Below are 24,884 nucleotides of genomic sequence, written 5' to 3'. Positions count from 1 at the left end.
GTTTGCCGTTGCATGACAGTTTTCATGAAACTTTAGCATCGAGCAAGTTTGCCGTTGCATGACAGTTTTCATGAAACTTTTTTCATGAATGAAACAATCTTCATGCCCCCGAAAGGTGCTGCGTCGCAGCGATCAAGATAATAGGCGCCATCGTCAACGCACGCTGGAAGCCATCGCATGCTGGGTCTGGTTCGCATCGCACTCGCGCGCCCCTATACGTTCGTCGTCCTTGCGTTGTTCATTCTGATTGCCGGCCCCCTCGCTGCGCTGCGCACGCCGACGGACATCTTCCCGAACATCGGCATTCCGGTGATCAGCGTGGTGTGGACCTACACCGGCCTCTCGCCCGATGCGATGTCCGGCCGCGTGATCTACTACTACGAGCGCTCACTCACTTCCACCGTCAGCGACATCGAGCACATCGAATCGCAATCGCTACCCGGCATCGGCGTGGTGAAGATCTTCTTCCAGCCGGGTGTGGATATCCGCACCGCCACCGCGCAGGTGACTTCGATCTCGCAGACGGTGCTCAAGCAGATGCCGCCGGGCATCACGCCACCGCAGATCATCAACTACAACGCCTCGACCGTGCCGATCCTGCAGATGGCACTGTCCAGCAGCAAGCTTTCCGAACAAAAAATCCTCGACGTTGCGCAGAACTTCCTGCGTCCGATGCTGGTGTCAGTGGCGGGCGTGGCCATTCCCACACCGTACGGCGGCAAGAACCGTGAGGTGATGCTCGATCTTGATCCGCAGGCGCTGGCGGCCAAGGGCCTGTCTGCCCAGGACGTCAGCAACGCGCTAGCCACGCAGAACCAGATCGTGCCGGTAGGCACCATCAAGATTGGCCAGTACGAATACACCGTCAACCTCAATGACAGTCCCTCCGCGATCGCGCAGTTGAACAATCTGCCGATCAAGACCGTGAACGGCGCCACCATCACCATCGGCCAGGTGGCGCACGTGCGCGACGGCTCGCCGCCGCAGCAGAACGTGGTGCGTGTGGATGGCCATCGCGCCGTGCTGATGTCGTTCCTGAAGGGCGGCAACGTGTCGACGCTGGATGTCGTGGCCGGTATTCGCAAACTGCTGCCGCTGGCGGAGGAAACACTACCGCCCTCACTGAAGCTTAAATTGATGGGCGACCAATCGGTGTTCGTGCGCGCCGCGATCGCCTCGGTAGCACGCGAGGGCATCATCGCAGCCTTGCTTACGTCCGTGATGATCCTGGTGTTCCTGGGCAGCTGGCGTTCCACGGTGATCATCGCCGTATCGATTCCATTGGCGGTGCTCTCGGCGATTGCGCTGTTGGCCGTGTTTGGCCAGACACTCAACGTGATGACCTTGGGCGGCTTGGCGCTTGCGGTGGGCATTCTGGTCGACGATGCCACGGTGACTATCGAAAACGTCAACTGGCATCTCGAGCAAGGCAAGGACGTGCTCACGGCGATCATGGACGGCGCCAAGCAGATCGTGACGCCCGCCTTCGTGTCGCTGCTGTGCATCTGCATCGTGTTCGTGCCGATGTTCCTGTTGCAAGGCATTGCCGGCTTCCTGTTCCGGCCGATGGCGTTGGCGGTGATCTTCGCGATGGTGTCTTCGTTTGTACTGTCGCGCACACTGGTGCCCACCATGGCGATGTACCTGCTGAAACCGCATTTCACGGAGCCGCCCCCAGGTGACCATCCGGAAGATCCCTACATCAACCATCACGAAGGCGACCAGCATCTTCAAAAACCGCGCAGCGGATTGCGCCGGGTACTGGTGTCCTTCCAGCAGGGCTTCGAACATCGCTTCTCCAAAGCGCGCGATCTCTACTACGGCACGCTATCGCTCGCGCTGGACCACCGCCGCAGGTTCGTACTCGGCTTTCTTGCCGTGGTGATCGTATCGTTTGCGCTGGTGCCGTTCCTTGGACAGGATTTCTTCCCGAGCACCGAGGCAGGTGCCATCGCCATCCACGTGCGTGCACCGGTGGGTACGCGCATCGAAGATACGGCAGCCGAGTTCGATCACATCGAAGCAGCCATCCGCAACGTCGTGCCGCGTACGGATCTGGACAACATCATCGACAACATCGGCCTGCCGTTGAGCGGCACCAATATGGTGTACAGCAACAGCGGCACCATCGGCTCGCAGGATGGCGACATCCAGGTGCTGCTCAAACCCGATCATGAATCCGCCGACGAGTACGTGAAAACGTTGCGCGAAGTGCTGCCGCGCCAATTCCCGGGCACCACTTTCTCGTTCCTGCCTGCGGACATGGCCAGCCAGATCCTCAACTTCGGTGCGCCGGCGCCACTGGACGTGAAGGTGTCGGGCCGCAACTTTGCGGCCAATGAGGCGTATGCCCTGGCATTGATGCGCAAGATGCGCGGCATTCCTGGCATTGCCGACGTACGGCTGCAGCAGTCCAACAGTGCGCCGCAATTGAACGTGGACGTCGATCGTATACGCGCCGACGAACTGGGCGTGACCGAGCACGACGTCACCAACAGCATGGTCAGCACGCTGGCTGGCAGCTCCCAGGTGGCGCCGACGTTCTGGCTCAATCCATCCAATGGCGTGTCGTACCCCATCGTGGCGCAGACACCGCAATACAACGTGGATTCGATGGCCGAACTGGACAGCATGCCGATCACCGCATCGGGCAACGGTGCCCAGCAGATTCTGGGCGCGCTTGCGAAAGTGCGGCGCACGTCGACCCCTGCGGTGGTCACGCACTACAACATTGCGCCATCGTTCGATATCTATGCATCGACGCAGGGCCGCGATTTAGGTTCAGTCGCCAGCGGTATCCAGCGTGTGCTGAAAGAAGCGGAAAAAGATCGTCCGAAAGGCACCACTGTGGGACTGTATGGCCAGGTTACCGCGATGCATACAGCGTTCTCGGGCCTACTGTTTGGCTTGCTCGGCGCGATCGTGCTGATCTACATGCTGATCGTGGTGAATTTCCAATCGTGGCTGGACCCGTTCGTGATCATCACCGCGTTGCCTGCAGCACTGGCCGGTATCGTGTGGATACTGTTTGTCACGCATACCACGCTCTCGGTGCCGGCGCTGACAGGCGCGATCATGTGCATGGGCGTGGCGACGGCGAACTCGATTCTGGTCGTGAGCTTTGCGCGTGAGCGTCTGGCCGAACACGGCGATGCGATGAAGGCAGCATTGGAAGCAGGCTTCACTCGTTTCCGTCCGGTGTGCATGACGGCGCTGGCGATGATCATCGGCATGCTGCCGATGGCGATCACGCACGAGCAGAACTCGCCGCTGGGCCGCGCGGTGATCGGCGGTTTGCTGTTCGCCACCTGCGCCACGCTGCTGTTCGTGCCGGTGGTCTTCAGCATCGTGCATGGGCGCGAACAGCGCGCTACTGATTTGGACTCCATTCCGGGACTTCCCCATGTCGCATAATCCAGCCCCCGTGCAAGTTGCGCAAAAACCGCCACATTTGAAGGCTGCCGGCATCGGCATTGCCACGCTTGCGGTGCTCGCGGTCGCGATTGGCCTTGGCCTTCGTTATCACCAGCACCAGCAACTGGTGCAGTGGACGGATGCGCAGCTCATTCCCAGCGTGCGGCTCTCTCCCGCCTTAGACCCTTCCAAAGAGCACCTGATCACTTTGCCCGGCCATCTCGAGGCCTGGTACAGCGCGCCTATCCATGCGCGCGTCAGTGGTTATCTAAAGGCCTGGTACAAAGACATCGGCGACAAGGTCAAGGCGGGCGATGTGCTTGCCATCATCGATACGCCCGAACTGGACCAGCAGCTTGAACAGGCCAAGGCCGTGCTAGCCAAGGCGCAAGCCGATGCCAATCTTGCCAACATCACGTCAAGGCGCTGGCAGCATCTGCTCGCCTCGGATTCGGTATCCAAGCAAGAGGCCGATGAAAAGAGCGGCGAGGCCGCTGCGGCGCAGGCGACCGTGCTCGCCGCGAAAGCGGACGTCGACCGGCTCAATGCGCTCGAGGCGTTCAAGAAGATCGTGGCGCCATTCGACGGTGTGGTGACCGCTCGTCGCACCGACGTGGGCGATTTGATCACGGCCAACAATGAAAGCGGCCCGGAACTGTTCACCGTGGCGGACACCACGCGCATGCGCTTGTACGTGCCGGTGCCGGAAGTGAATACCGACAGCATCAAGCCCGGCATGAAAGTCGCGCTCAACATTCCGGAAATGCCCGGGCGCAACTTCCAGGCCACATTGATCGGCAACTCCAATGCCATCAACCAGAACTCCGGCAGCATGCTGGCGCAATTCGTCGTCGACAACAGCGATGGTGCGCTCAAGCCCGGCGACTACGCCGACGTGCGGCTCGATTTGCCACTGGACCCGCACCTGGTCAGCGTGCCGGCCAGTGCGCTGATTTTCCGCGATCAAGGTCCGCAGGTGGCCGTGCTCGGGCCGGACGGGCGTGCGCATCTGCACGACGTGCACATCGCCGTAGACATGGGCACCACCTTGCAGATCGACCAAGGCCTGACTCCCGCCGACCGCGTGATCGAAAACCCGCCGGATTCGCTGCTGGACGGTGACAAGGTGCGTGTCGATGCAGACACGGATCAGAATCTTGCCGCACAGGATACGGAGAAGAGCGGTGCGTCGGCCCATTAATCGCTTGCTCGCCGCGCTTGTAGCCACTGCGATGCTAGGTGGGTGTTCGCTGGCGCCCACCTATCACGCGCCGAACCTGCCGCCGATGCCTTCCAGCTTCAAGGAAGGGGACACCGCATGGAAAGTCGCCACACCCACCGACCAGCAACCGCACGGAAGCTGGTGGACGGTATACGGCGATGACAGCTTGAACGGCCTGGAAACCAAGCTCGACGCGGACAACCCGAGTCTCGCCGCCGCACTGGCCAGGTACGATCAGGCACGCGCCTATGAAACACAGCTTAGTGCGGGTTTGTTTCCGCACATCGGTGCCATGGCCAATCCGGTACGTGCGCGCCAGTCGAACAATCGTCCCTTGCGCGGCAGCAATCAACCCAATGAATACGATAGCGATACCGTTGGTATCGAAGCCGATTTCGATCTCGACTTGTGGGGCCGCATCCGCAACGAGGTGAGCGCAGGACGCGCACTGGCGCAAGCCTCCCAGGCCGATCTCGCTGCGGCCAAGCTCAGCCTGGAGGCGCAACTGGCTGACAACTACGTGCGCCTGCGCGGCTACGACATTCAGGTGCACATTCTGCAGGATGCGTTGAGCGCATATCAGCGAGCGTTGCAGCTCACCGAGAATCGCCACAACGGCGGTGTCGCATCCGGCATGGATGTGTCGCGTGCGCAGGCGCAGCTCGATGATGCCCAGGCACAAGTGACTGACGTGCTGGCGCAACGCGCACTTACCGAGCACGCCATCGCGGCGTTGGTGGGTGAGCCGGCATCGAGTTTCTCCGTTGCCGTCGAACAGAACCAGCTAAAAGTGCCGCCGACGCCCGTTGGCGTACCTTCTACCTTGCTTGAGCGCCGGCCCGATATCGCCGCCGCGGAACGGCGCGTGTTCGCCGCCAATGCCGATATCGGCGTGGCGCGTGCGGCGTTCTTCCCGGATCTGAGCCTGTCGGGCAACTTCGGTTTCCAGGACACCGGCATGGGCAGTCTGCTCTCGGTCGGCAATCGGTTCTGGGCGGTGGGGCCGCTGGCTACCTTGAATATCTTTGACGCCGGCCTGCGCCGTGCCCAGCTGGGTGAAGCCCATGCGGTATTCGACGAAACCTCGGCCAACTATCGGCAGATCGTACTGGTCGCCTTTCGTCAGGTCGAAGACGATCTGGCCCTGCTGCAACAGCTCGGCATCGAGGCGAGGCAGGAAGATCAAGCTTACGCAGCAGCACAGCAGACATTGAACATTGCCACCAATCGCTATCGCGAAGGCATCGTGAACTACCTGGAGGTGGTGACCGCGCAGACCGCGGCACTGTCGGCCCAGCGCAATGCCGAAACCATTCGTACCCGTCGCCTGCAAGCCAGCGTGGACTTGATCCGTGCGCTAGGCGGAGGTTGGATGCGCGACAACGACGGCATGGACGGTGTTGTGGCGACCGAAAACAAAACGTCGGAGAAGACGCAGATACGTTGATTGAAGCAGAGGTGCGTAGGTTGGGTTAGCGCAGCGCAACCCAACTAATCTGACCATGACAGTTGGGTTACCCTCGGATCAAGTCTGGGGCAACCCAATCCATATCACATGTTGCTGGAGCCGTCATCATGCTGGGTCTAGTACGCATAGCATTGAAGCGTCCCTACACCTTCGTGGTGCTGGCGATGTTCATCCTGCTCGTGGGGCCGCTGGCGGCGCTGCGCACGCCCACCGATATCTTCCCGAACATCGGCATCCCGGTGATCAGCGTGGTGTGGACTTATAACGGTCTGTCGCCCGATGCGATGTCCGGCCGCGTGATTTATTACTACGAGCGCTCGCTTACCTCCACCGTGAGCGACATCGAGCACATCGAATCCGAGTCGTTGCCTGGTATCGGCGTGGTGAAGATTTTCTTCCAGCCAGGCGTGGACGTTCGCACGGCGACCGCACAAGTCACGTCGATCTCGCAGACGGTGCTCAAGCAGATGCCGCCGGGCATCACGCCGCCGCAGATCATCAACTACAACGCTTCCACCGTGCCCATCCTGCAGATGGCGTTGTCGAGCACGCAGTTGTCCGAGCAGAAGATTCGCGACGTCGCGCAGAACTTCCTGCGCCCGATGCTGGTGTCGGTGGCCGGCGTGGCCATCCCCACGCCTTACGGCGGCAAACAGCGGCAGGTAATGCTCGACCTCGATCCGCAGGCACTGGCAGCCAAGGGCCTGTCTGCGCAGGACGTGGGCAATGCGTTGGCGGCGCAGAACCAAATCGTGCCGGTCGGCACCATCAAGATCGGCCAGTACGAATACACGGTAAACCTCAACGATAGCCCGCTGGCGATCAAAGAGCTGAACGACCTGCCGATCAAAACGGTCGACGGCACCACCATCACGATGGGCGAAGTGGCGCACGTACGCGATGGCTCGCCACCGCAGAACAACGTGGTGCGCGTGGATGGTCATCGTGCCGTGCTCATGCCGTTTTTGAAGGGCGGCGACGTTTCCACACTGGATGTGGTGGCCGGCATCAAGACGCTGCTGCCACTGGCCAAGGAAACCCTGCCGCGCAGCCTGAAGGTAAAACTGATGGGCGATCAGTCGGTGTTCGTGCGAGCCGCGATCGCCTCGGTAGCGCGCGAGGGCATCATCGCAGCCTTGCTTACGTCCGTGATGATCCTGGTGTTCCTGGGCAGTTGGCGTTCCACCGTCATCATCGCCATCTCCATTCCGCTGGCGGTGCTTTCGGCGATTGCCTTGCTGTCGGCGTTTGGACAGACACTCAACGTGATGACGCTCGGTGGATTGGCGCTGGCCGTCGGCATTTTGGTCGACGATGCCACCGTCACCATCGAAAACATCAACTGGCATCTGGAGCATGGCAAGGATGTGGAAACGGCGATCATGGACGGTGCCAGGCAGATCGTGACACCGGCCTTCGTATCGCTGCTGTGTATCTGCATCGTGTTCGTGCCGATGTTCATGCTCAAGGGCATCCCGGGCTTTCTGTTCCGGCCGATGGCCATGGCGGTGATCTTCGCGATGATGTCCTCGTTTCTGCTATCGCGAACGCTGGTGCCGACCATGGCGATGTATCTGCTCAAGCCCCACTTCACGGAACGCGGGCCGGGCGATCATCCGGAAGATCAGTACATCAATTACCACGAGGGCGATCAGCATCCCCCGCTTCGGCGTGGACGGCTACGCCAGGGGCTGGTCACATTCCAGCAGGGTTTTGAGCATCGCTTCGCCAAGGTGCGCGACACCTATTACGGCACGTTGACGCTCGCCTTGGGCGCCAAGCGCAAATTCGTGCTGGGATTCCTGGGCGTGGTGATCGTTTCGTTTGTGCTGGTGCCTTTCCTGGGGCGCGATTTCTTTCCTTCCACGGACGGCGGTGCCATTGCCATTCACGTGCGCGCGCCCGTGGGCACACGCATCGAGGATTCGGCAGCCGAGTTCGATCACATCGAAAATGCCATTCGGCAGGTGATTCCGCCCGACCAGCTCGACGGCATCATCGACAACATCGGGTTGCCGCTCAGCGGTACCAACATGGTCTATAACAACAGCGGCACGATCGGGCCGCAGGATGGCGATATCCAGATCCTGCTCACGCCGGATCACGATCCGAGCGCGGACTTCGTCAAAACCCTGCGCGCGGTGCTGCCGCGTGAATTTCCGGGCACCAGCTTCGCCTTTTTGCCGGCGGACATGGTCAGCCAGATTCTCAATTTCGGTGCACCGGCACCGCTGGACGTAAAAATATCGGGTGAAAACAAAGTGGCGAACCAGGCCTACGCCATTCGCCTGCTGCGGGCGATGCGCGAAATCCCCGGTATCGCCGACGTGCGGCTGCAACAATCCACCGGCACACCGCAGTTGAACGTGGATGTGGACCGCGTGCGTGCAGACGAGCTTGGCATCACCGAGCACGACGTCACCAACAGCATGGTCGCCTCGTTGGCCGGCAGCCTGCAGGTGGCCCCCACCTTCTGGCTCAACCATGCCAATGGCGTGTCCTACGCCGTGGTGGCACAGACGCCGCAATATCGTATGGATACGTGGGACGCCTTGCAGAGCCTGCCGATCACTTCTTCGGCCACTGGCGCCAAGCAGGTGCTTGGCGCCATAGCGACCATCCGGCGCACCTCCAGTCCCGCCGTGGTATCGCACTACAACATCGCGCCATCCTTCGATGTCTATGCCGCGGTGCAAGGGCGCGATCTTGGTGCGGTTTCCAGCGACATCCAGCGTGTGCTCAATGAGGCTGCAAAGGAACGGCCGCGTGGCTCGATCGTGCGCCTGCTGGGTCAGGTGACGGCAATGAATGCCGCGTTCTCCGGTCTGTTGTTTGGCTTGCTTGGCGCGATCGTGCTGATCTACATGCTGATCGTGGTGAACTTCCAATCGTGGCTGGACCCGTTCGTGATCATCACGGCGTTGCCTGCTGCGCTGGCCGGCATTGTGTGGATGTTGTTCATCACGCACACCACACTGTCGGTGCCGGCGCTGACGGGAGCGATCATGTGCATGGGCGTGGCGACGGCTAACTCGATTCTGGTGGTGAGCTTTGCGCGCGAACGCCTGGCCGAGCACGGTGATGCAGTAAAGGCCGCGTTGGAAGCAGGTTTCACCCGCTTCCGTCCGGTGTGCATGACAGCGCTGGCGATGATCATCGGCATGCTGCCGATGGCGATCACGCACGAGCAGAACTCGCCGTTGGGCCGCGCGGTGATCGGTGGCTTGCTGTTCGCCACCTGCGCAACGCTGCTGTTTGTGCCGGTGGTTTTCAGCATGGTGCATGGGCGTGAGCAGGAAGTGCGGGCGAGAAACCCCAGGCAGGCGCCAGGCGTCGCGTAGGTTGGGGTGCAAACCCCAACATGCCATCTACACGCCGCCCGATGTTAGGGTTTGCACCCCAACCTACGCTCAATACAAATCGATCGGATCCACATCCAGCGACCAACGCACTTTGCGCGCATTAGGCAAATGCGCCAATTGCACCGACCATGGCCGTGCCGCGGCATGCAAATCACGCCGGCTGGCGGATTCAATCAACAGTTGCCCGCGCTGACGTCCTGCACGCAACGGCATCGGTGCAGGCATGGGGCCGGCGATTTGCAACGCATCGGTCATCGGCAACGCCGCACACGCTTCGGAAAGAAACGCATCCACTGCCGCACGCTGATGCGCTTCACACCGCAACAGCACTTGATGGCCATACGGTGGCAAGCCGGTTTGCTTGCGTTCGACAAGCAGGTCCTTCGCCGCAGCGGCATAGCCTTGCGTCAGCAGCGTACGCAACAGCGGATGATCAGGATGATGTGTCTGCAACAGCACACGCCCCGGCTTGCGTGCACGTCCCGCGCGCCCGGCCACTTGCACCACCAGCTGTGCAAGACGTTCACTGGCACGGAAATCGACACTGAGCAAACCTTCGTCCACGCCAACAATGGCAACCAAAGTCAGATTCGGCAGATCGTGGCCCTTCGCCAGCATCTGCGTGCCGACCAGGATGGCCGGTGCGTCATCGGCCAGGTTGCCCAGCAACTGCTCGAACGCATCGCGCCGCCGAGTGGTTTCGCGATCGATGCGCAGCACGGGCACGTGCTGGAAATGCGCGGTGAGTGCTTCTTCCAATCGCTCGGTGCCTTGGCCTTGCGGCTTCAATTCCTGGCTGCCACACACAGGGCAGCTCGATGGCATCGGCGCTTGCAAATCGCAGTGATGGCAAACGAGCTTGCGCCAGGCAGCATGCAAGGTGAGTGGATGCTCGCACCGCGGGCATTCAGCGTGCCAACCGCAGCTATGACACAACAGCACCGGCGCATAACCGCGGCGATTGCGAAATACCAGCACCTGCTCGCCGCGCGCCACGGTTTCACCCACGGCGTGCAGCAGCGCAGGCGACAGACCATGTTCGAGCCGCTGTGCGCGCATATCGATGATCTGCACCTGCGGCGGTTGTGTCGCGGCCGGACGTGAGCGCAAGTGCACCGCGCGATAGCGGCCGGCCTCGGCATTGGCCAGGCTTTCCAGCGAGGGCGTGGCGGAGCCGAGCAGCACCGGTACTTGCAAGGCACGTCCACGCACCAGGGCCAGATCGCGTGCGTGATAGCGGAAACCTTCCTGCTGCTTGTAAGCACCATCGTGTTCTTCATCGACGATGATCAAGCCGGCTTGCGGCAGCGGCGTAAACACGGCCGAACGGGTACCCAGCACCACCTTTGCTTCGCCCGAACGCATGCGCAGCCACGCGCGGGCACGTTCGCCTTCAGCCAGATTCGAATGCAGCACTTCCACTGGCACGCCGAGCCGCTCACGCAGGCGGCGTACGGTTTGTGGCGCCAGGCCTATCTCGGGTACAAGCAGCAGCGCCTGTCGGCCTTGCGCCAGCGTACGCTCGATCAGCGAAAGGTAGACCTCGGTCTTACCGCTGCCAGTCACGCCATCGAGCAGGAATGGTTGAAAGCGGCCGAATGCTTCCGTCACGGCCGCCACGGCCGCTTCTTGTTCTGCATGCAGCGCAAGCTTGGGCGTATTGGGAAAGAAGTTCGGTGACGGCGACGCTTCGCCGCGCTCGATCAAGCCGGCTTCGGCCAAGCGTCGTCCGGCGGCGCGCCAGTCGGGCAGAACGGTGTCCAGCTCCGCGGTGGACATCGGCCCCGCGAGCAAGGTTTGCAGCAACACACGACTGCCGCCACGTCGACTGCCGGCGTCCAAGGCGCTGTGTCCGGCAATCGTCAACTGCCAGATCGGCTCCTGGGTTTCCGGCAGCGGCTTGTCTTCGCGCAGCAGCAGCGGCAAGGCATTGGTGTACGCTTCGCCTGGCGCGCCGAGCCAGTAATCGGCCGCCCATGCCAGGGTTTGCATCAGTTCCGCGTCGAGCAGTGCAGTGTCATCCAGCGCACGCAGTACGCGCTTGAGTTTTGCACTGCCCACTTGTGCGGGCACATCCGCTTGCACCACCACACCCACCGACTTGCTGCGCCCGAATGGAACGAGCACGCGGCTGCCGACACCTACCGTCCCGGTGGCCGGCGGCAGGTAGTCGAACAAGGTAGGAAGTGGAACCGGCAGGGCGACGCGAAGAACGGACGGCATGGCCTTGAGTGTATCGCGTGCGACCGTCAGAACTGTCGGAACCGGCATGTAGGTAGCGAGCTGGGCGAGCTTGCCCGCGATTGCTGCTCTGTCATCTAGGAAAAACGCCTAAGTGACTCATCAGCACATGTTTTTTCGTTTATCCACAAGAGTTGTGGATAAGTCTGTGGATGTGCCGTTGAGAGGGGGCCGTTTCGCGCATCAAACCGGCCCTTGTGACAGGCTGTTCAACTTTTGACCACATAAAAATTTCCATGTGTATCAATGTGTTGAAAGATCGGTTTGGTCGCGTTTGGGCTGGGCTCACGGGCTTGACACAGAAGTATGTCAATACCTTGACGCTGTGCAAAACCGCTGTTCCACGCTTCCGAAAATGACAGTCAGTGGGCCAGTCCAAGTACGACGGCAACCATCAGAATGAGCAGCAAGAGCCAGAAATAGCACCACCCTACGCACCAGTATTTCACCAGTGTCATCGCCCAGCCCTGACGGTAGACCCGCTTCTGCATGATCAGCAGGTAGGCCGGCACCCACAGCATGAGGGCGCCTTGCATCAGGCCTGCCGCGTAGCCGGTCCAGGCGGCGATCGGTCTCAGCCAGGTACTAAGCATGCCGGCGATCACGATCAGCAGCAGGCTCACGAACAGAAAGGCATGGCTGTGCAAGGAGACGATCAGGTGCTCCATGTAGAGCCGCCGCTTGAAGATGTAGAACAGCTTTAGCAGCAGGGCGAACATCGGCACCAGCACCAGCATCGTGCCGGGCAGCGCACCGTAGATGCCGGCCTCCAGGTGCTCCCAGGCTTCCCGGCGCTCGGTGATGGTGCCTCGATGGAGGGCCTTGGCGTTTTTACGGATGTGCTCGTCGAACTCGGCCAGGCGCTGACTGGCAAAGGCGGGCAGCCAGCTGATGTGGATGGGCTGCTCCAGCTTGCTGGTGCCGTCGCTGCCTTCGTCGGAGGGTTCGTCGCCAGAGCGTTTGCTGGCGCTCGATGCACGGGCCGGGGCGCCCAGCTCAGCCAGCCGCGCATTCGCCTGCTGGTGCAGTTTCTGTTCGGTCTGGTCGATCTGCGCCACGATAGCGGCGTTGCCGATGGCGCGCGTGGCTTCCAGTGTCTCCAGCTTTGCATCCAGCTGATGCCGAACCTCCTGCGCGGTTTGCGCCTGCGAGAAGTCGGCGCCCTGGTCGATGACCACGCTGTTGCGCTGATCGCGGTGCTCGATGCGTTGTGCAATCACATCCGTGGCGAGGTGCAACACGAAAAACGACAGCAGGCACAGCACGAACATCAACCGGAACGGCGCGATATAGCGCACCCGCCGTCCGCTGAAATACTCCAGCGTCAAAAAGCCCGGTTTCAGGAACAACGCCGGCAAGGTATGCAGGATGCGCCCGTCGATATGTAGGAAGGTTTCGAAGAATTCCTCGAACAAACCATGCACCGGCCGCAGCACGCTGTGTACGGACTGGCCGCAGTGATGGCAAAACTCACCCTGCAACGGCGCCTGGCAGTTGGCGCAAAGCGCGCCTTCGTAGGAGGTCAATTCCTTCATACGAGCATTCCCCTTGGTGCAGCGTTGAATCTTGGCGGCTGGGCAGCAAATAGGGAATAGGGCATTGGAGGGCGACGCGGCGTACTACCGGCCTGCGACACCAAGCTACAATGCCCGGCCCGGAGATTCCCAATCCATGAAGCCCATCCATCTCGACCGAGCCCGGGTCTGGCGGGAGATCGGTGCCACCGTGCACCTCGCCCTGCCGCTGATGCTCGCCCAGCTCGCTGCGATCGGCAGCAACGTGATCGACGCGGTGCTCGCCGGCCACGTCGGTGCGCACGTGTTGGGTTCCGTAGCCGTTGGCGCGAGCATCTGGTCGCTGGCGATCGTCAGCGGTATCGGCATGATGATGGCGGTGCCGCCATCGATCTCGCAGCTCGATGGCGCCGGCCGCCGGCACGAAGCGGGTGACGTATTCCACCAGGCATTGTGGCTGGCGCTGGCGATGGGCGTGTTGCTGTGGTTTTTGGTGCGCCATGCGGAGCCGCTGATCAAGTTGATTGGCGTGTCGCCCAGCTTGTACCTCGACGTGGGTGAATTCCTGCGTGCGATCAGCTGGGGCGCGCCAGCGCTGACTTGCTACTTCGCTCTGCGTGGTCTGTCCGAAGGTTTGTCGCTAACCCGGCCTTCCATGTATTTCAGCTTCGGTGGCCTGGTGCTGCTGCTGCCGCTCGGCTACATCTTCATGTTCGGCAAGCTGGGTTTGCCGCCGCAGGGCGCGCGCGGTTGCGGCATCGCCACCGCCGCGGTGCTGTGGATCGAGATGCTTTCGTTCGGCATCTACATCGCCCTGCATCGCAACTACAAAGGGCTGGGCCTGTTCATGCATTTCGAATGGCCGGACTTCGAGCGTATTGGCAAGCTGGTGCACATCGGTTTGCCGATGGCGATCACCTTGCTTGCCGAGGGTGGTTTGTTCGTTGCGGCGGCACTGCTGATCGGCACCATGGGTGAAGACATGGTGGCCAGCCATCAAGTGGCGTTGAACGTGGCCGCGCTGTTCTTCATGGTGCCGCTGGGCCTGGCGATGGCGATTACCGTGCGCGTCGGCAATGCGGTTGGGCGCGGCGATCCCTCGGGCATCCGCTATGCGGGCTTTTGCGGCATCGGTCTCACGCTGGTGACGCAAACCGTTTCGGCGGCCTTGATGCTGGGCTTTCCGCACGCGATTGCCTCGCTCTATACGCATGACAGGACCGTGATCGCGCTGGCCGCGCAATTGCTGCTGCTGGCGGGCTTGTTCCAGTTTTCCGACGGCATCCAGGTGGCGTCCAACGGCGCCTTGCGCGGGCTGAAAGACACGCGCGTGCCGATGGCGATCACGCTGTTTGCCTATTGGGGCGTGGGCATGCCGGTGGGCTGGTGGCTGGCGTTTCATCATGGCCTGGGGGCGCGCGGCATTTGGATGGGCCTGATTGCTGGTTTGAGCATGGCGGCGCTGCTGCTGTTCGTGCGCTTCTGGCGCAGCTCCTACCGGCATCAACCCGGGACGTTTGGCCCTGTTGCTCCGGTCGCCACAGATGCGACGATTCCCTCATGAGCAACGTAGCCGCGTAGGTTGGGTTAGCGCAGCGTAACCCAACGCATTCGGCCGGCATCGTTGGGTTACGCTGCGCTAACCCAACCTACAACTTACGATCAAGGATCACCGAGGGTTTATGAGTACACCACCGCCCCTGGGCCGCTCGCGGCAGCCGAATGGATTCCTTGCCTTCCTGCGCGTGTTCGGGCGCGGCCTCAATATCGTGCGGTTGATCATTCTCAACGCGGTGTTCTTTGCGTTTCTCGGGATTTTCCTGTTGATGCTGGTGGCGATTGGCGCCGCCAAGCACGTCAACGACATCCAGGACAGCAGTGTGCTGGTATTGCGGCCGCAAGGCCGGCTGGTGGAGCAGTACAGCATCAGTCCGATGCAGCGCGCGATATCCAAACTTTCCGGCGATGAAGCGAAAGAAGTGCAGGTGCGCGACCTGGTCAACGCCATCGACGCTGCCACCAAGGATTCGCGCATCACGCGCATCCTGCTCGATCCGAGTCAATTGCAAAGCGGCGGTTTCGCGGCGCTGACCGAAGTCGGCGCGGCGCTCGATCGTTTCCGCGCCGCCGGCAAGCCGGTCATCGCCTGGGGACCGGAACTGGATCAATACCAGTATTACCTCGCCGCGCATGCCGATCGCGTGCTGCTGGATCCGCAAGGCGGTCTGTTCATCACCGGTCTTTCCAACTACCGCCTGTTCTACAAAGACCTTCTCGACAAGCTGGGCGTGAACGTCTACCTGTTCCGCGTCGGCCAGTTCAAGAGCGCGGCTGAGCCGTACGTCCTCGATCACGCCTCACCTGAAGCCAAGGAAGCAGACAGCTACTGGATGGGTGGTTTGTGGGATGGCTACATCAACGAGATCGCCCAGCTGCGCAAGCTCGATCCTGCGGTGGTACGCGCAGACATCAACGATCTGCCCGATCGCCTCGTCGCCGCGCAGGGAGATCTGGCGAAGTTGGCGCAAGATGAACATCTGGTCGATGGTCTCGCCACGCGCGAAGAACTGATCGACATGCTGCGCAAGCAAGGGGTGCCAGCCGGCAAGGATGGCCATGGCATTCGTGGCGTTGCTCTGGATAGCTATGCCGCCAACATCCCCAATCGCGACAAACCGGGCGCGGACGCGGTGACCGTGGTGGTGGCGGAAGGTGAGATTACCGGAGGCAAACAGCAGCCCGGCTCGATCGGTGGTGAATCCACTGCAGCGCTGATTCGCAGCGCGCGTGAAAACAAGCGCACCAAGGCGTTGGTGCTGCGCGTGAACTCGCCTGGCGGCGAAGTGTACGCAGCGGAAGAAATCCGCCGCGAAGTGGCGTTGACGCGCAAGGCCGGCATTCCAGTCGTCGTGTCGATGGGCGACGTCGCTGCCAGCGGCGGCTATTGGATCTCGATGAATGCCAATCAGATTTACGCCGAACCCAACACCATCACCGGTTCCATCGGCATCTTCGGCATGTACTTCACCGTGCCCGACGCCTTGAGCAAGTTCGGCGTCACCAGCGATGGCGTGGGCACGGCGCCGTTGGCGGGTGCCTTCAACATCACTCGTCCGCTCGATCCCAAGGTTGGCATCGTGATCCAGTCCATCATCAACAAGGGCTATCACGATTTTGTCGGTGGTGTGGCCCAGGCGCGTGGCAAGGATTACAGCGCCATCGACACCATCGCACAGGGCCGTGTGTGGACCGGCAGTCAGGCGCAGCAGCGTGGCTTGGTCGATCAGCTTGGCGGGCTCGATGCTGCCATTCAAAAAGCTGCCGACTTGGCAAAGCTGGGCAAGAACTACGCCGTGCGCTATCAGGAGCAGCCCCTGGGCGCATTCGAGCGCTTTATGCTGAGCTTCAATCAGTCGGCGATGGTTGCGGGTTTGCAGGCTTATGGTGTGCGCTTGCCGAGCTGGTTCGCGCAATTGCCGATGCTGGCGCCGGAACTGCAAATGTTGCGTACGGCGCAGGCGGGGCACTTGAACGTTTATTCGTATTGCTTCTGTTCGGCGCGTTGAGACCTAATCTTCATAGCCGCCGTCGTAGGTTGGGGTGCAAATCCCAACATCGCGATCCTGATTGACTCTGCAATGTTGGGGTTTGCACCCCAACCTACGAAAACCATCAAGCCATGCACACAGCCTCGACATCGTTCCCATCCGGATCCATCAAAAACACCGCGTAATAATTCGGTGCATAGCCCGCACGCCCCCCGGGCTTGCCCAGATCAACGTTTGCGTGTTGCCCGCATGGTCAGTTGCAGGCGCCAACGGTTCTGCTCGTCGGCCACTTCGCCGATCCAGCGAAAGCTGTCGGGCGTGATCTCGCAAAAACGCCAGCGCATCGGCGTGCCGTTCGCCGTGTGTCCTTCCTGCACGATGCCGTCATCACATGCACGGCCAATCTGCGTCACATAGAAGCCGATCGCAGGGTCGAGCCAGGTGATGCGCCATTGCTGTTGCTCAGGTTCGTAAAGACGCAGCGTGGTGCCATAGCGATGCAAGTAGTTGGCGGGCAGCGAATCGGGTGGTGTATGACGCGCAGGTGTGATCCAGGCATCCTGAATCGCCAACCCCTGCAGCACCCAGGCGAAATGCCATTCGCCCTGCGCGACGTGTGTGCTGCCATCAGGATAGTGATCCGTCACCTCGACATCCCAGCTCCCTGCAAAACGGCCATATAGCTGCAAGGCTTCGGCGTGACGAGGATCCGGGCCGCCGGCCAGCAAGGCGTCGGCAAACGCATGGGTTTCAGAAAGTGAAAGCAACATGGCATCGGCGAACTATGCAACTCGAAGGAGTCGCTTCGTCGAATACGCTATCGCGCGCTGCTTTGGCCGGCTGTCAAAATCTTGCGCAATTCGCGCGCCTGCGAAGGCCGTGCTTGCCTGCGCAAAGCGGAAGGGGTGATGCCGTAAGCGCGGCCGAACGCCGCCGCGAAATGGCTGGGCGTCGCAAAGCCCAGCTCCATCGCCACGCTGGTAAGCGGCGCCGAGGCATCCAGCACCTGCTCCAGTGCAAGCGCCAAGCGAACGCGCAGTTGATAGCGATGAACCGGTTCACCCAACACCCTGCGGAAACTGCGTGCGAGGTGGAAAGGCGATGCGTGGACGCGCTTCGCCAGTTCATCCAGGCTCCAGTCGCGGCTCGGTTGATCGGCAAGCAGTACGGCCACCGCGTGGGATTGCTCGCGGCGGCGCGAGCGGTGCGTTGTTTTTTCATCGCGGCGCTGCACGTCGGAAGACGTGTGGTTGAGCACCGCATCGAGTAACGACAGTCCGCGCGTTTCCACTTCCAGTATGGAAGCTTCCTCGCTGCGCAGACCATGCCAAAGCAGGCTGCGTTGCAGTTCGACGGCTGCTGGCAATGACGCATGCGTGGCGCGGAAGGGGTTGTGCTCGCGTTCCGCACGACGGGCATCATGGCTGGTGAGCATCTCGCGTAACACCGCATTGTTGGCACGTAATACCAGGCAGTCATCGCCGCCTTTCGCCGGATGACTGACGCGATACGCTTCGCCGGCATTGAAGAACACTACCTGCCCCACGTGCGCCACTACTTCTGCGCCATGGTCGTAGTGCTTCACGAAGACACCGCGCAATGGAAACGCCACGGTGTCTGCCCAGGCATGCTCCAGTTCGCCGCAGGCGGTACTTTCAGGCTGGCAGCACGCGCAGCCGACGTGTAGCAGCCGGCCTTCGTGCAGCGTGTGGTGGTGCAGGCTCATACCGACACGATAATCCTGGGCGGGGTCTGGCGTCGACACGCGTGCCCTATTGCACTTGCCCAAGCATCGGGAGCTGCTTGGGATGGGCTTGCCGCGCAGCTTGAGTTCCGTGTGAATCCGTAGGTTGGGGTGCGAACCCCAACATGGCGCCATGGCAGAGATGGTGATGTTGGGGTTTGCACCCCAACCTACGCGTTGTGTTTTATTCCAGCCCGCCCCACCAAGCAACCACTTCCTCAGCAATCACATCCACCGGCTTGATCGCCTCAACAGCAAGCACCAGCGGCTCGCCATCAGGCACTTCCAAATCACGAAACTGGCTAGCCACCAGCGAAGCCGGCATGAAATGGTCCGTGCGATGCGCCACACGTTCCGTCGCCTGCTCCGGTGTCAATGCCAGAAACACAAACCCAAGATTCGGCACCGTATTACGCAGCGTGTCGCGATAACGGCGTTTGAGCGCAGAGCAAGTGAGCACCACGTGCTCGGATGCAGTGAGTCGATCGGCAGCTTCTTGCGTCAGCCGCTCCAGCCAGCCTTGCCTGTCTTCGTCCGTCAAAGGTATGCCGGCGCTCATCTTGCGAACGTTTTCCGGCGGATGAAATTCATCACCCTCGATCAGATACGCACCCGTGCGTTGGCAGACGGCTGTGGCAATGGTCGACTTTCCGCAGCCGGTAACACCCATGATGACGATGGCACACATCAAACCCATCTCCCCGTTAGGAAGATGGGCAGGGTCACGGAATAGCGTATGCAGGGGAAGCTCATAGTGGCGCGTGCATGTGTAAGTTTGATTCTTGCACGCTGTCAAACATCAAGCGAGGTTGGCGTTGTGTAGATTGGGGTGTAAATCTCAACACCGCCATGTCGATCAGGAGCGTGATGTTGGGGTCTGCACCCCAACCTGCGTCGACCCGTTGGAACCATCAGGCCGCCATCTCTTCTTCTTCGGTCACTTCCACCGGCAAGCGGATCAAGTAATCGAACGCACTCAATGCGGCCTTCGCACCATCGCCCATCGCAATCACGATCTGCTTGTACGGCGTGGTGGTGACATCGCCGGCAGCAAATACGCCAGGCACCGACGTCTTGCCATGCGCGTCCACTTCGATTTCGCCGCGCGGCGACAGCTTCACCGTGCCCTTCAGCCACTCGGTATTGGGCAGCAGGCCAATTTGCACGAACACGCCTTCCAGCGCCACGTGCTGGCTCTGGCTGTTGGTGCGATCGGTATAGGCCAGGCCTGTTACCTTGTTGCCGTCGCCGAGCACTTCGGTGGTCTGCGCACTCACTATCACCTTCACGTTCGGGAGACTGCGCAGCTTGCGTTGCAGCACTTCATCCGCACGCAGCTTGCTGTCGAACTCGAACAGCGTCACGTGATCCACGATACCCGCCAGATCGATTGCCGCTTCCACACCGGAATTGCCGCCGCCGACCACCGCTACGCGCTTGCCTTTGAACAGCGGGCCGTCGCAGTGCGGGCAGTAGGTCACGCCCTTGTTGCGGTATTCCTGTTCGCCCGGCACGTTCATATTGCGCCAGCGTGCGCCGGTGGAAAGGATCACTGTCTTGGCCTTCAGCGATGCACCGCCAGCCAGGCGCACTTCGATCAGTCCGCCTTCTTCCTGCGCCGGAATCAGCTGCTCGGCGCGCTGCAGATTCATCACATCCACGTCGTATTCGTGCACATGCTGTTCTAGCGAGGCAGCCAGCTTCGGGCCTTCGGTGTACGACACCGAGATGAAATTCTCGATCGCCATCGTATCCAGTACCTGCCCGCCGAAACGCTCGGCGGCCACGCCGGTACGGATGCCTTTGCGCGCCGAATAGATGGCCGACGCGGCACCAGCGGGGCCACCGCCCACCACCAGCACTTCGAACGGCGCCTTGGCGTTGAGCTTCTCGGCATCGCGCTGTGCTGCGCCGCTGTCCAGCCGGCTGACGATCTGCTCGATCGACATGCGCCCCTGGTCAAACGGCTGACCATTAAGGAACACGGTCGGTACTGCCATCACCTGACGCTCGTTCACTTCGTCCTGGAACAGCGAGCCGTCGATGGTGACGTGCTTGATGTTCGGATTCAACACGCTCATCAGGTTCAGTGCCTGCACGGTATCCGGGCAGCTGTGGCAGCTGAGCGACATGAAGGTTTCGAACACGTATTCGCCTTCCAGGTTGCGCACTTGCTCGATCAGCTCCGGCTCCGCCTTGGGCGGATGGCCGCCAACTTGCAGCAGGGCCAGCACCAGCGAGGTAAATTCGTGGCCGAGCGGAATGCCGGCAAAGCGCACGCTCACGTCCGTGCCGCTGCGAGTGATTGCAAACGAAGGCTTGCGCGCGTCGTGGCCGTTCGTGCGCAGCGACACCTTCGGCGAAAGCGATTCGATGTCGCGCAGCAGCCCCAACAGCTCCTGCGAAGCAGCGCTTTCATCAACGGAAGCAACCAGCTCGATCGGATGGGTCACCCTTTCGAGATAAGCCCGGAGTTGTTCTTTCAGATCGTTGTCCAGCATGGTGTCTCTCCGTCAAATCCTGATGTTGGAGTAGACGCCGCCGGCACCCGGTAAAACATGGATGGACGACGTCTGCTCGAGGTATAGGGTGCGGGCCCGGTGGGAGGGGGGGTACCGGGCCCGCGGCGCTTGCCCATTGCGGGCGGCGCCAAAACTTGCAACTTAGATCTTGCCGACCAAGTCCAGCGACGGCTTCAGCGTGGCGGCACCTTCCTTCCACTTGGCCGGGCACACTTCACCCGGATGGGAAGCCACGTACTGTGCAGCCTTCACCTTGCGCAGCAGTTCGCTGGCGTCACGGCCGATGCCGTTGTCGTGGATTTCGCACACCTTGATCACGCCTTCCGGATTGATCACGAAGGTGCCGCGCAGGGCCAAGCCTTCTTCTTCGATCATCACGTCGAAGTTGCGGGTCAGCGCGCCGGTCGGGTCGCCCACCAGCGGGTACTGCACCTTCTTGATCGCGTCGGAGGTGTCGTGCCATGCCTTGTGCGCGAAGTGCGTGTCGGTGGAAACACCGTAGATCTCAACGCCCAGCTTCTGGAACTCGGCGTAATGGTCGGCCAGGTCTTCCAGTTCGGTCGGGCACACGAAGGTGAAGTCGGCCGGGTAGAACACCACCACGGACCACTTGCCCTTCAGCGAGGCCTCGGTCACATCGATGAACTTGCCATCCTTGTATGCGGTGGCCTTGAACGGTTTGATTTCGGTGTTGATCAGCGACATCTGCTCTTTTCCGTTGGAGTTGAGGGTTGGTAGGGGATTGGTTTGCAAGGATAAGAGGCGTCTATCGAAAGAGCCAATTGATTGTTGGGATCATAATCATTCATGGTGTCTATCAGTCCTTGATGCATCCCATCGATCGTTGCGCTGCCTGCGTGTTACCTGAGTGGCGTGCGCTTCTTCGCCTGAAGAAAACGGTACGTGGTCCCGTTTTTTTTCAAGAGAAATTTGTCGACAAGCCGGGGCGACGCTTCAAGGCAACGCACCATAGCATGCTGCCAATCCAATGCTTGTCAAAGGGTTCGCTTGCATCGTGTCGGCTTTGCGCGATGCACTCGCAGGAAACGCGCGCTCGTGCGTTGATGCAAGGAAAATACTTTTGCCGCCTGTGGTTTCTGGTTGGCGGATGCCTTACATCACTCGCGTGTCGCCAGTGCCCTGTTCACCCGCAACGCAATCAAGGTACACGCCACGCCCGAGAGCAGATACACACTCACCGCCACCAGGCCGAAGCGCACCGACAATCCCAGCGCCACCAGCGGTGCAAAGGCTGCACCGATCAGCCACGCGAAATCCGAGGTCAATGCGGCGCCGGTATAACGCATGCGGATTTCGAAATTGGAGGTGACGCTGCCGGCGGCCTGTCCGTAAGACAGGCCCAGCAATCCAAAGCCGATGATGATGAAGGCATCCTGCGCGATCTGGTTGCCGCCCAGCAGCCAGGGGGCGAACAGCGCGAAGATGCCGATGAGTACGGCTGCCGTGCCGAGTGTGCTGCGTCGTCCAATACGGTCGGCGATGACGCCGGAGGCAATGGTGCCGATGATGCCGACCACCGCGCCGATCAGTTGGACCGTCAGCACCGTGCTCACCGATTGCGTGGTGCCCAACAAGATCCACGACAATGGGAAGATCGACACCAGGTGAAACAACGCATAGCTCGCCAGCGCGGCAAACGCGCCGATGAAGATGTTGTAGCCCTGTCGGCGCAGCATGTCGATGATGCCGATGGGTTCCAGCTCGCGCTCTTCCATGGCGAGGGTATATTCCTCCGTCACCACCAGGCGCAGACGTGCGAACAGCGCCACGACATTGATGGTGAAGGCGACGTAAAAGGGATAGCGCCAGCCCCATTCGATAAAGTCATCGGTGGCCAGTTCCGTGCGCAGGAACAGGAACAAACCGCTGGCGATCAGGAAGCCGATCGGCGCGCTGAGCTGCCCCAGCATGGCATACCAACCGCGCCGTTCCGGCGGCGTGTTGAGCGCGAGCAGGGAAGGCAGGCCGTCCCACGAGCCGCCTTGGGCAATGCCCTGCAGAATTCGGAAGAACATGAGCAGGCCGATGGCCCAGCCGCCGATAGTGTTGTAGCTGGGCAGAAATGCCATGCCGGCCGTGGCGCTGCCGAGCAGGAACATGGCGATGGTGAGCTTGGTGCCGCGGCTCCAGCGCCGCTGCGCCGTCATGAATAACGTGGTGCCAAGCGGGCGAACGATAAAGGCCAGCGAGAGGATGGCGAACGACAGCAGCATGCCGTCCAGCCGGCTCTCGAATGGAAAGAACACCGACGGAAACACCAGCACACAGGCGATGCCGAAGACGAAAAAGTCGAAGTATTCCGCGGTTCGCCCGATGATGACACCGATGGCGATTTCGCCGGGCGCCAAGCGGGCGTGGGCGTGAATGCGCCCGAGATCTTCCGGGGTCAAGCCGGCGGGTTCGCGCTGATCCTCAAACGTACTGGACATCGTCGTTACTCGGATAGGGATGCGGCGGGCACAGCATGGCACCGTTGAGGCGTCAAGGCTAGGGAGGGTGGGTGTATTTTGTGTTTGATGGCATTTGTGGTGCTTGTCAAAAGCGGCTCCCTCGCTTTATTAGGGGCGAGAAATGTTGTTCTTCGCATTCCGCAAACGTGACATTCATGCGGTGATTTGGCGTGATTTCCGCGTTTGTGTTCCCCCAAATGGGGGATTCGATCCTCTGTCACACACCGCTCAGTTTTCGGCGCACGGGCATGACAAACGCGTGGCAGTCTGGCGAAATGTCGCAGCGCATGCCCTATCGCCATCGAACCATTTGCGTGCGGCCTATCGATCGGCGTACCTTGTCGACACAGCAGTACCCCCTTTTCTTTCGGTTGCGTCGGTCATGTCCATGAAGACTCTCCGCGGACTGCTACTGCTAGCTCTGCCCCTGGCATTGTCGGGCTGCCACACGGTGCTGATGTCGCCGTCCGGTGACGTCGCCCTGCAACAACGCGATCTGATCATCACCTCGTTCGTGCTGATGCTGCTGATCGTGGTGCCGGTGATCATCGCTACGCTCGTGTTCGCGTGGCGATATCGGGCGTCCAACGAAAAGGCGCACTACGATCCGAATTGGGATCACTCCACCATCGTGGAGTTGATGATCTGGTCGGCACCGTTGTTGATCATCATTGCGCTGGGCGCGATCACCTGGGTGAGCACGCACAAGCTCGATCCGTACCGTCCCCTCGATCGCATTGCGGCCGGAAAGGTCGTGCCGGTGGATACCAAGCCGCTGGAAGTGGACGTGGTGGCGCTCGACTGGAAGTGGCTGTTCATCTACCCCGAGCAGAACCTGGCAGTGGTGAACGAGTTGGCGGCGCCGGTGGATCGGCCGATCCACTTCAACCTCACGGCGTCCACCGTGATGAACTCGTTCTTCATTCCTGCGCTGGCTGGACAGATCTATGCCATGCCGGGCATGGAAACCACGCTGCAGGCAGTGATCAACAAGCCCGGCGATTACTGGGGCATGTCCGCCAACTACAGCGGCGCCGGTTTCTCGTACATGAACTTCACCTTCCACGGCATGAGCGAAGACGACTTTGCCAAGTGGGTGGCGCAAGCGAAAAGTCATGGCGATACGCTGGATCAAGCGACGTATACCGCATTGGAAGCGCCTAGCGAAAAAAATCCGGTGCAGTACTACGGCAGCGTGACGCCGGGGCTATATCAATCCATCCTCAACCGCTGTTTTCAGCCCGGCCCTTCCTGCATGAATATGCTGCGTGTGCCGGAGCCTAGCGGGGGCGGTGAAGCATCCGCTTCATCCGACAGCCAGGGGGCCATGTCGATGGCTCATCCACAGTGAACTGAAGCACGGGTGCCGCGATGACTC

Annotated in this window: 15 protein-coding genes; 7 read left to right on the top strand and 8 right to left on the bottom strand. The window is 61.0% G+C overall.

From position 1 onward, the window contains the following. The first annotated feature begins 177 nt into the window (after positions 1-177). The 4 genes from IEX75_RS06535 to IEX75_RS06520 all read left to right on the top strand — a co-directional run bounded on the left by IEX75_RS06535 (position 178) and on the right by IEX75_RS06520 (position 9,445). Positions 178-3,414 carry an efflux RND transporter permease subunit gene (locus IEX75_RS06535; protein WP_188793431.1) on the top strand — a complete coding sequence of 1,079 codons (3,237 nt, stop codon included), beginning with the start codon at positions 178-180 and terminating at the stop codon, positions 3,412-3,414. Next, positions 3,404-4,615: an efflux RND transporter periplasmic adaptor subunit gene (locus IEX75_RS06530; protein ID WP_188793430.1), complete on the top strand. Its 1,212-nt coding sequence runs from the start codon at positions 3,404-3,406 to the stop codon at positions 4,613-4,615. Before IEX75_RS06535 ends, IEX75_RS06530 begins: the two co-directional genes overlap by 11 nt. Further along, on the top strand, positions 4,599-6,083 hold the full coding sequence (locus IEX75_RS06525; protein ID WP_229720663.1) for an efflux transporter outer membrane subunit: 1,485 nt from the start codon (positions 4,599-4,601) through the stop codon (positions 6,081-6,083). Before IEX75_RS06530 ends, IEX75_RS06525 begins: the two co-directional genes overlap by 17 nt. A gap of 128 nt (positions 6,084-6,211) precedes the next feature. Continuing rightward, entirely contained in the window at positions 6,212-9,445 is a 3,234-nt protein-coding gene (locus IEX75_RS06520; RefSeq protein ID WP_188793428.1) for an efflux RND transporter permease subunit, read from the top strand. A 69-nt stretch (positions 9,446-9,514) separates the two neighbouring features. Here IEX75_RS06520 and IEX75_RS06515 read toward each other — a convergent pair whose 3' ends face one another. Both IEX75_RS06515 and IEX75_RS06510 read right to left on the bottom strand, forming a co-directional pair. Then, on the bottom strand, positions 9,515-11,689 hold the full coding sequence (locus IEX75_RS06515) for a primosomal protein N' (protein WP_188793427.1): 2,175 nt from the start codon (positions 11,687-11,689) through the stop codon (positions 9,515-9,517). A gap of 380 nt (positions 11,690-12,069) precedes the next feature. Then, positions 12,070-13,242, bottom strand: coding sequence for a DUF3667 domain-containing protein (locus IEX75_RS06510; protein WP_188793426.1), 1,173 nt, complete (start codon positions 13,240-13,242; stop codon positions 12,070-12,072). A 136-nt stretch (positions 13,243-13,378) separates the two neighbouring features. Here IEX75_RS06510 and IEX75_RS06505 point away from each other — a divergent pair, with 136 nt between their 5' ends. Continuing rightward, the gene (locus tag IEX75_RS06505; protein ID WP_188793425.1) at positions 13,379-14,785 is read left to right on the top strand and encodes an MATE family efflux transporter; all 1,407 of its coding nucleotides are present in this window, start codon (positions 13,379-13,381) and stop codon (positions 14,783-14,785) included. Between the two features lie 118 nt (positions 14,786-14,903). Beyond that, positions 14,904-16,787, top strand: coding sequence for a signal peptide peptidase SppA (gene sppA, locus IEX75_RS06500; RefSeq protein WP_188793424.1), 1,884 nt, complete (start codon positions 14,904-14,906; stop codon positions 16,785-16,787). Between the two features lie 209 nt (positions 16,788-16,996). On the opposite strand, the gene IEX75_RS06495 is transcribed toward sppA, so the two are convergent. The 6 genes from IEX75_RS06495 to IEX75_RS06470 form a co-directional block, all read right to left on the bottom strand. Beyond that, the gene (locus tag IEX75_RS06495; RefSeq protein WP_188793423.1) at positions 16,997-17,539 is read right to left on the bottom strand and encodes a hypothetical protein; all 543 of its coding nucleotides are present in this window, start codon (positions 17,537-17,539) and stop codon (positions 16,997-16,999) included. A 47-nt stretch (positions 17,540-17,586) separates the two neighbouring features. After that, positions 17,587-18,495 (bottom strand): helix-turn-helix transcriptional regulator, encoded by a 909-nt coding sequence (locus IEX75_RS06490; RefSeq protein WP_188793422.1) that lies wholly within the window; start codon positions 18,493-18,495, stop codon positions 17,587-17,589. A 202-nt stretch (positions 18,496-18,697) separates the two neighbouring features. Next, positions 18,698-19,201, bottom strand: coding sequence for a gluconokinase (locus IEX75_RS06485; protein ID WP_229720662.1), 504 nt, complete (start codon positions 19,199-19,201; stop codon positions 18,698-18,700). 223 nt (positions 19,202-19,424) lie between these two features. After that, a complete protein-coding gene (gene ahpF / locus IEX75_RS06480) occupies positions 19,425-21,014 on the bottom strand; it encodes an alkyl hydroperoxide reductase subunit F (protein ID WP_188793421.1) in 1,590 nt (529 codons plus the stop codon). A 162-nt stretch (positions 21,015-21,176) separates the two neighbouring features. Next, on the bottom strand, positions 21,177-21,740 hold the full coding sequence (ahpC, locus tag IEX75_RS06475; protein ID WP_188793420.1) for an alkyl hydroperoxide reductase subunit C: 564 nt from the start codon (positions 21,738-21,740) through the stop codon (positions 21,177-21,179). Positions 21,741-22,153: 413 nt separating this feature from the next. Then, positions 22,154-23,485: an MFS transporter gene (locus IEX75_RS06470; RefSeq protein ID WP_188793419.1), complete on the bottom strand. Its 1,332-nt coding sequence runs from the start codon at positions 23,483-23,485 to the stop codon at positions 22,154-22,156. A gap of 409 nt (positions 23,486-23,894) precedes the next feature. Here IEX75_RS06470 and cyoA point away from each other — a divergent pair, with 409 nt between their 5' ends. Beyond that, positions 23,895-24,857, top strand: a complete 963-nt coding sequence (gene cyoA, locus IEX75_RS06465) for a ubiquinol oxidase subunit II (RefSeq protein WP_188793418.1) — start codon at positions 23,895-23,897, stop codon at positions 24,855-24,857. Positions 24,858-24,884: the final 27 nt, after the last annotated feature.

This window comes from Dyella nitratireducens, assembly GCF_014642835.1.
Classification (GTDB): Bacteria; Pseudomonadota; Gammaproteobacteria; order Xanthomonadales; family Rhodanobacteraceae; genus Dyella_B; species Dyella_B nitratireducens.
This window is presented reverse-complemented; position numbering and strand designations above follow the sequence as displayed.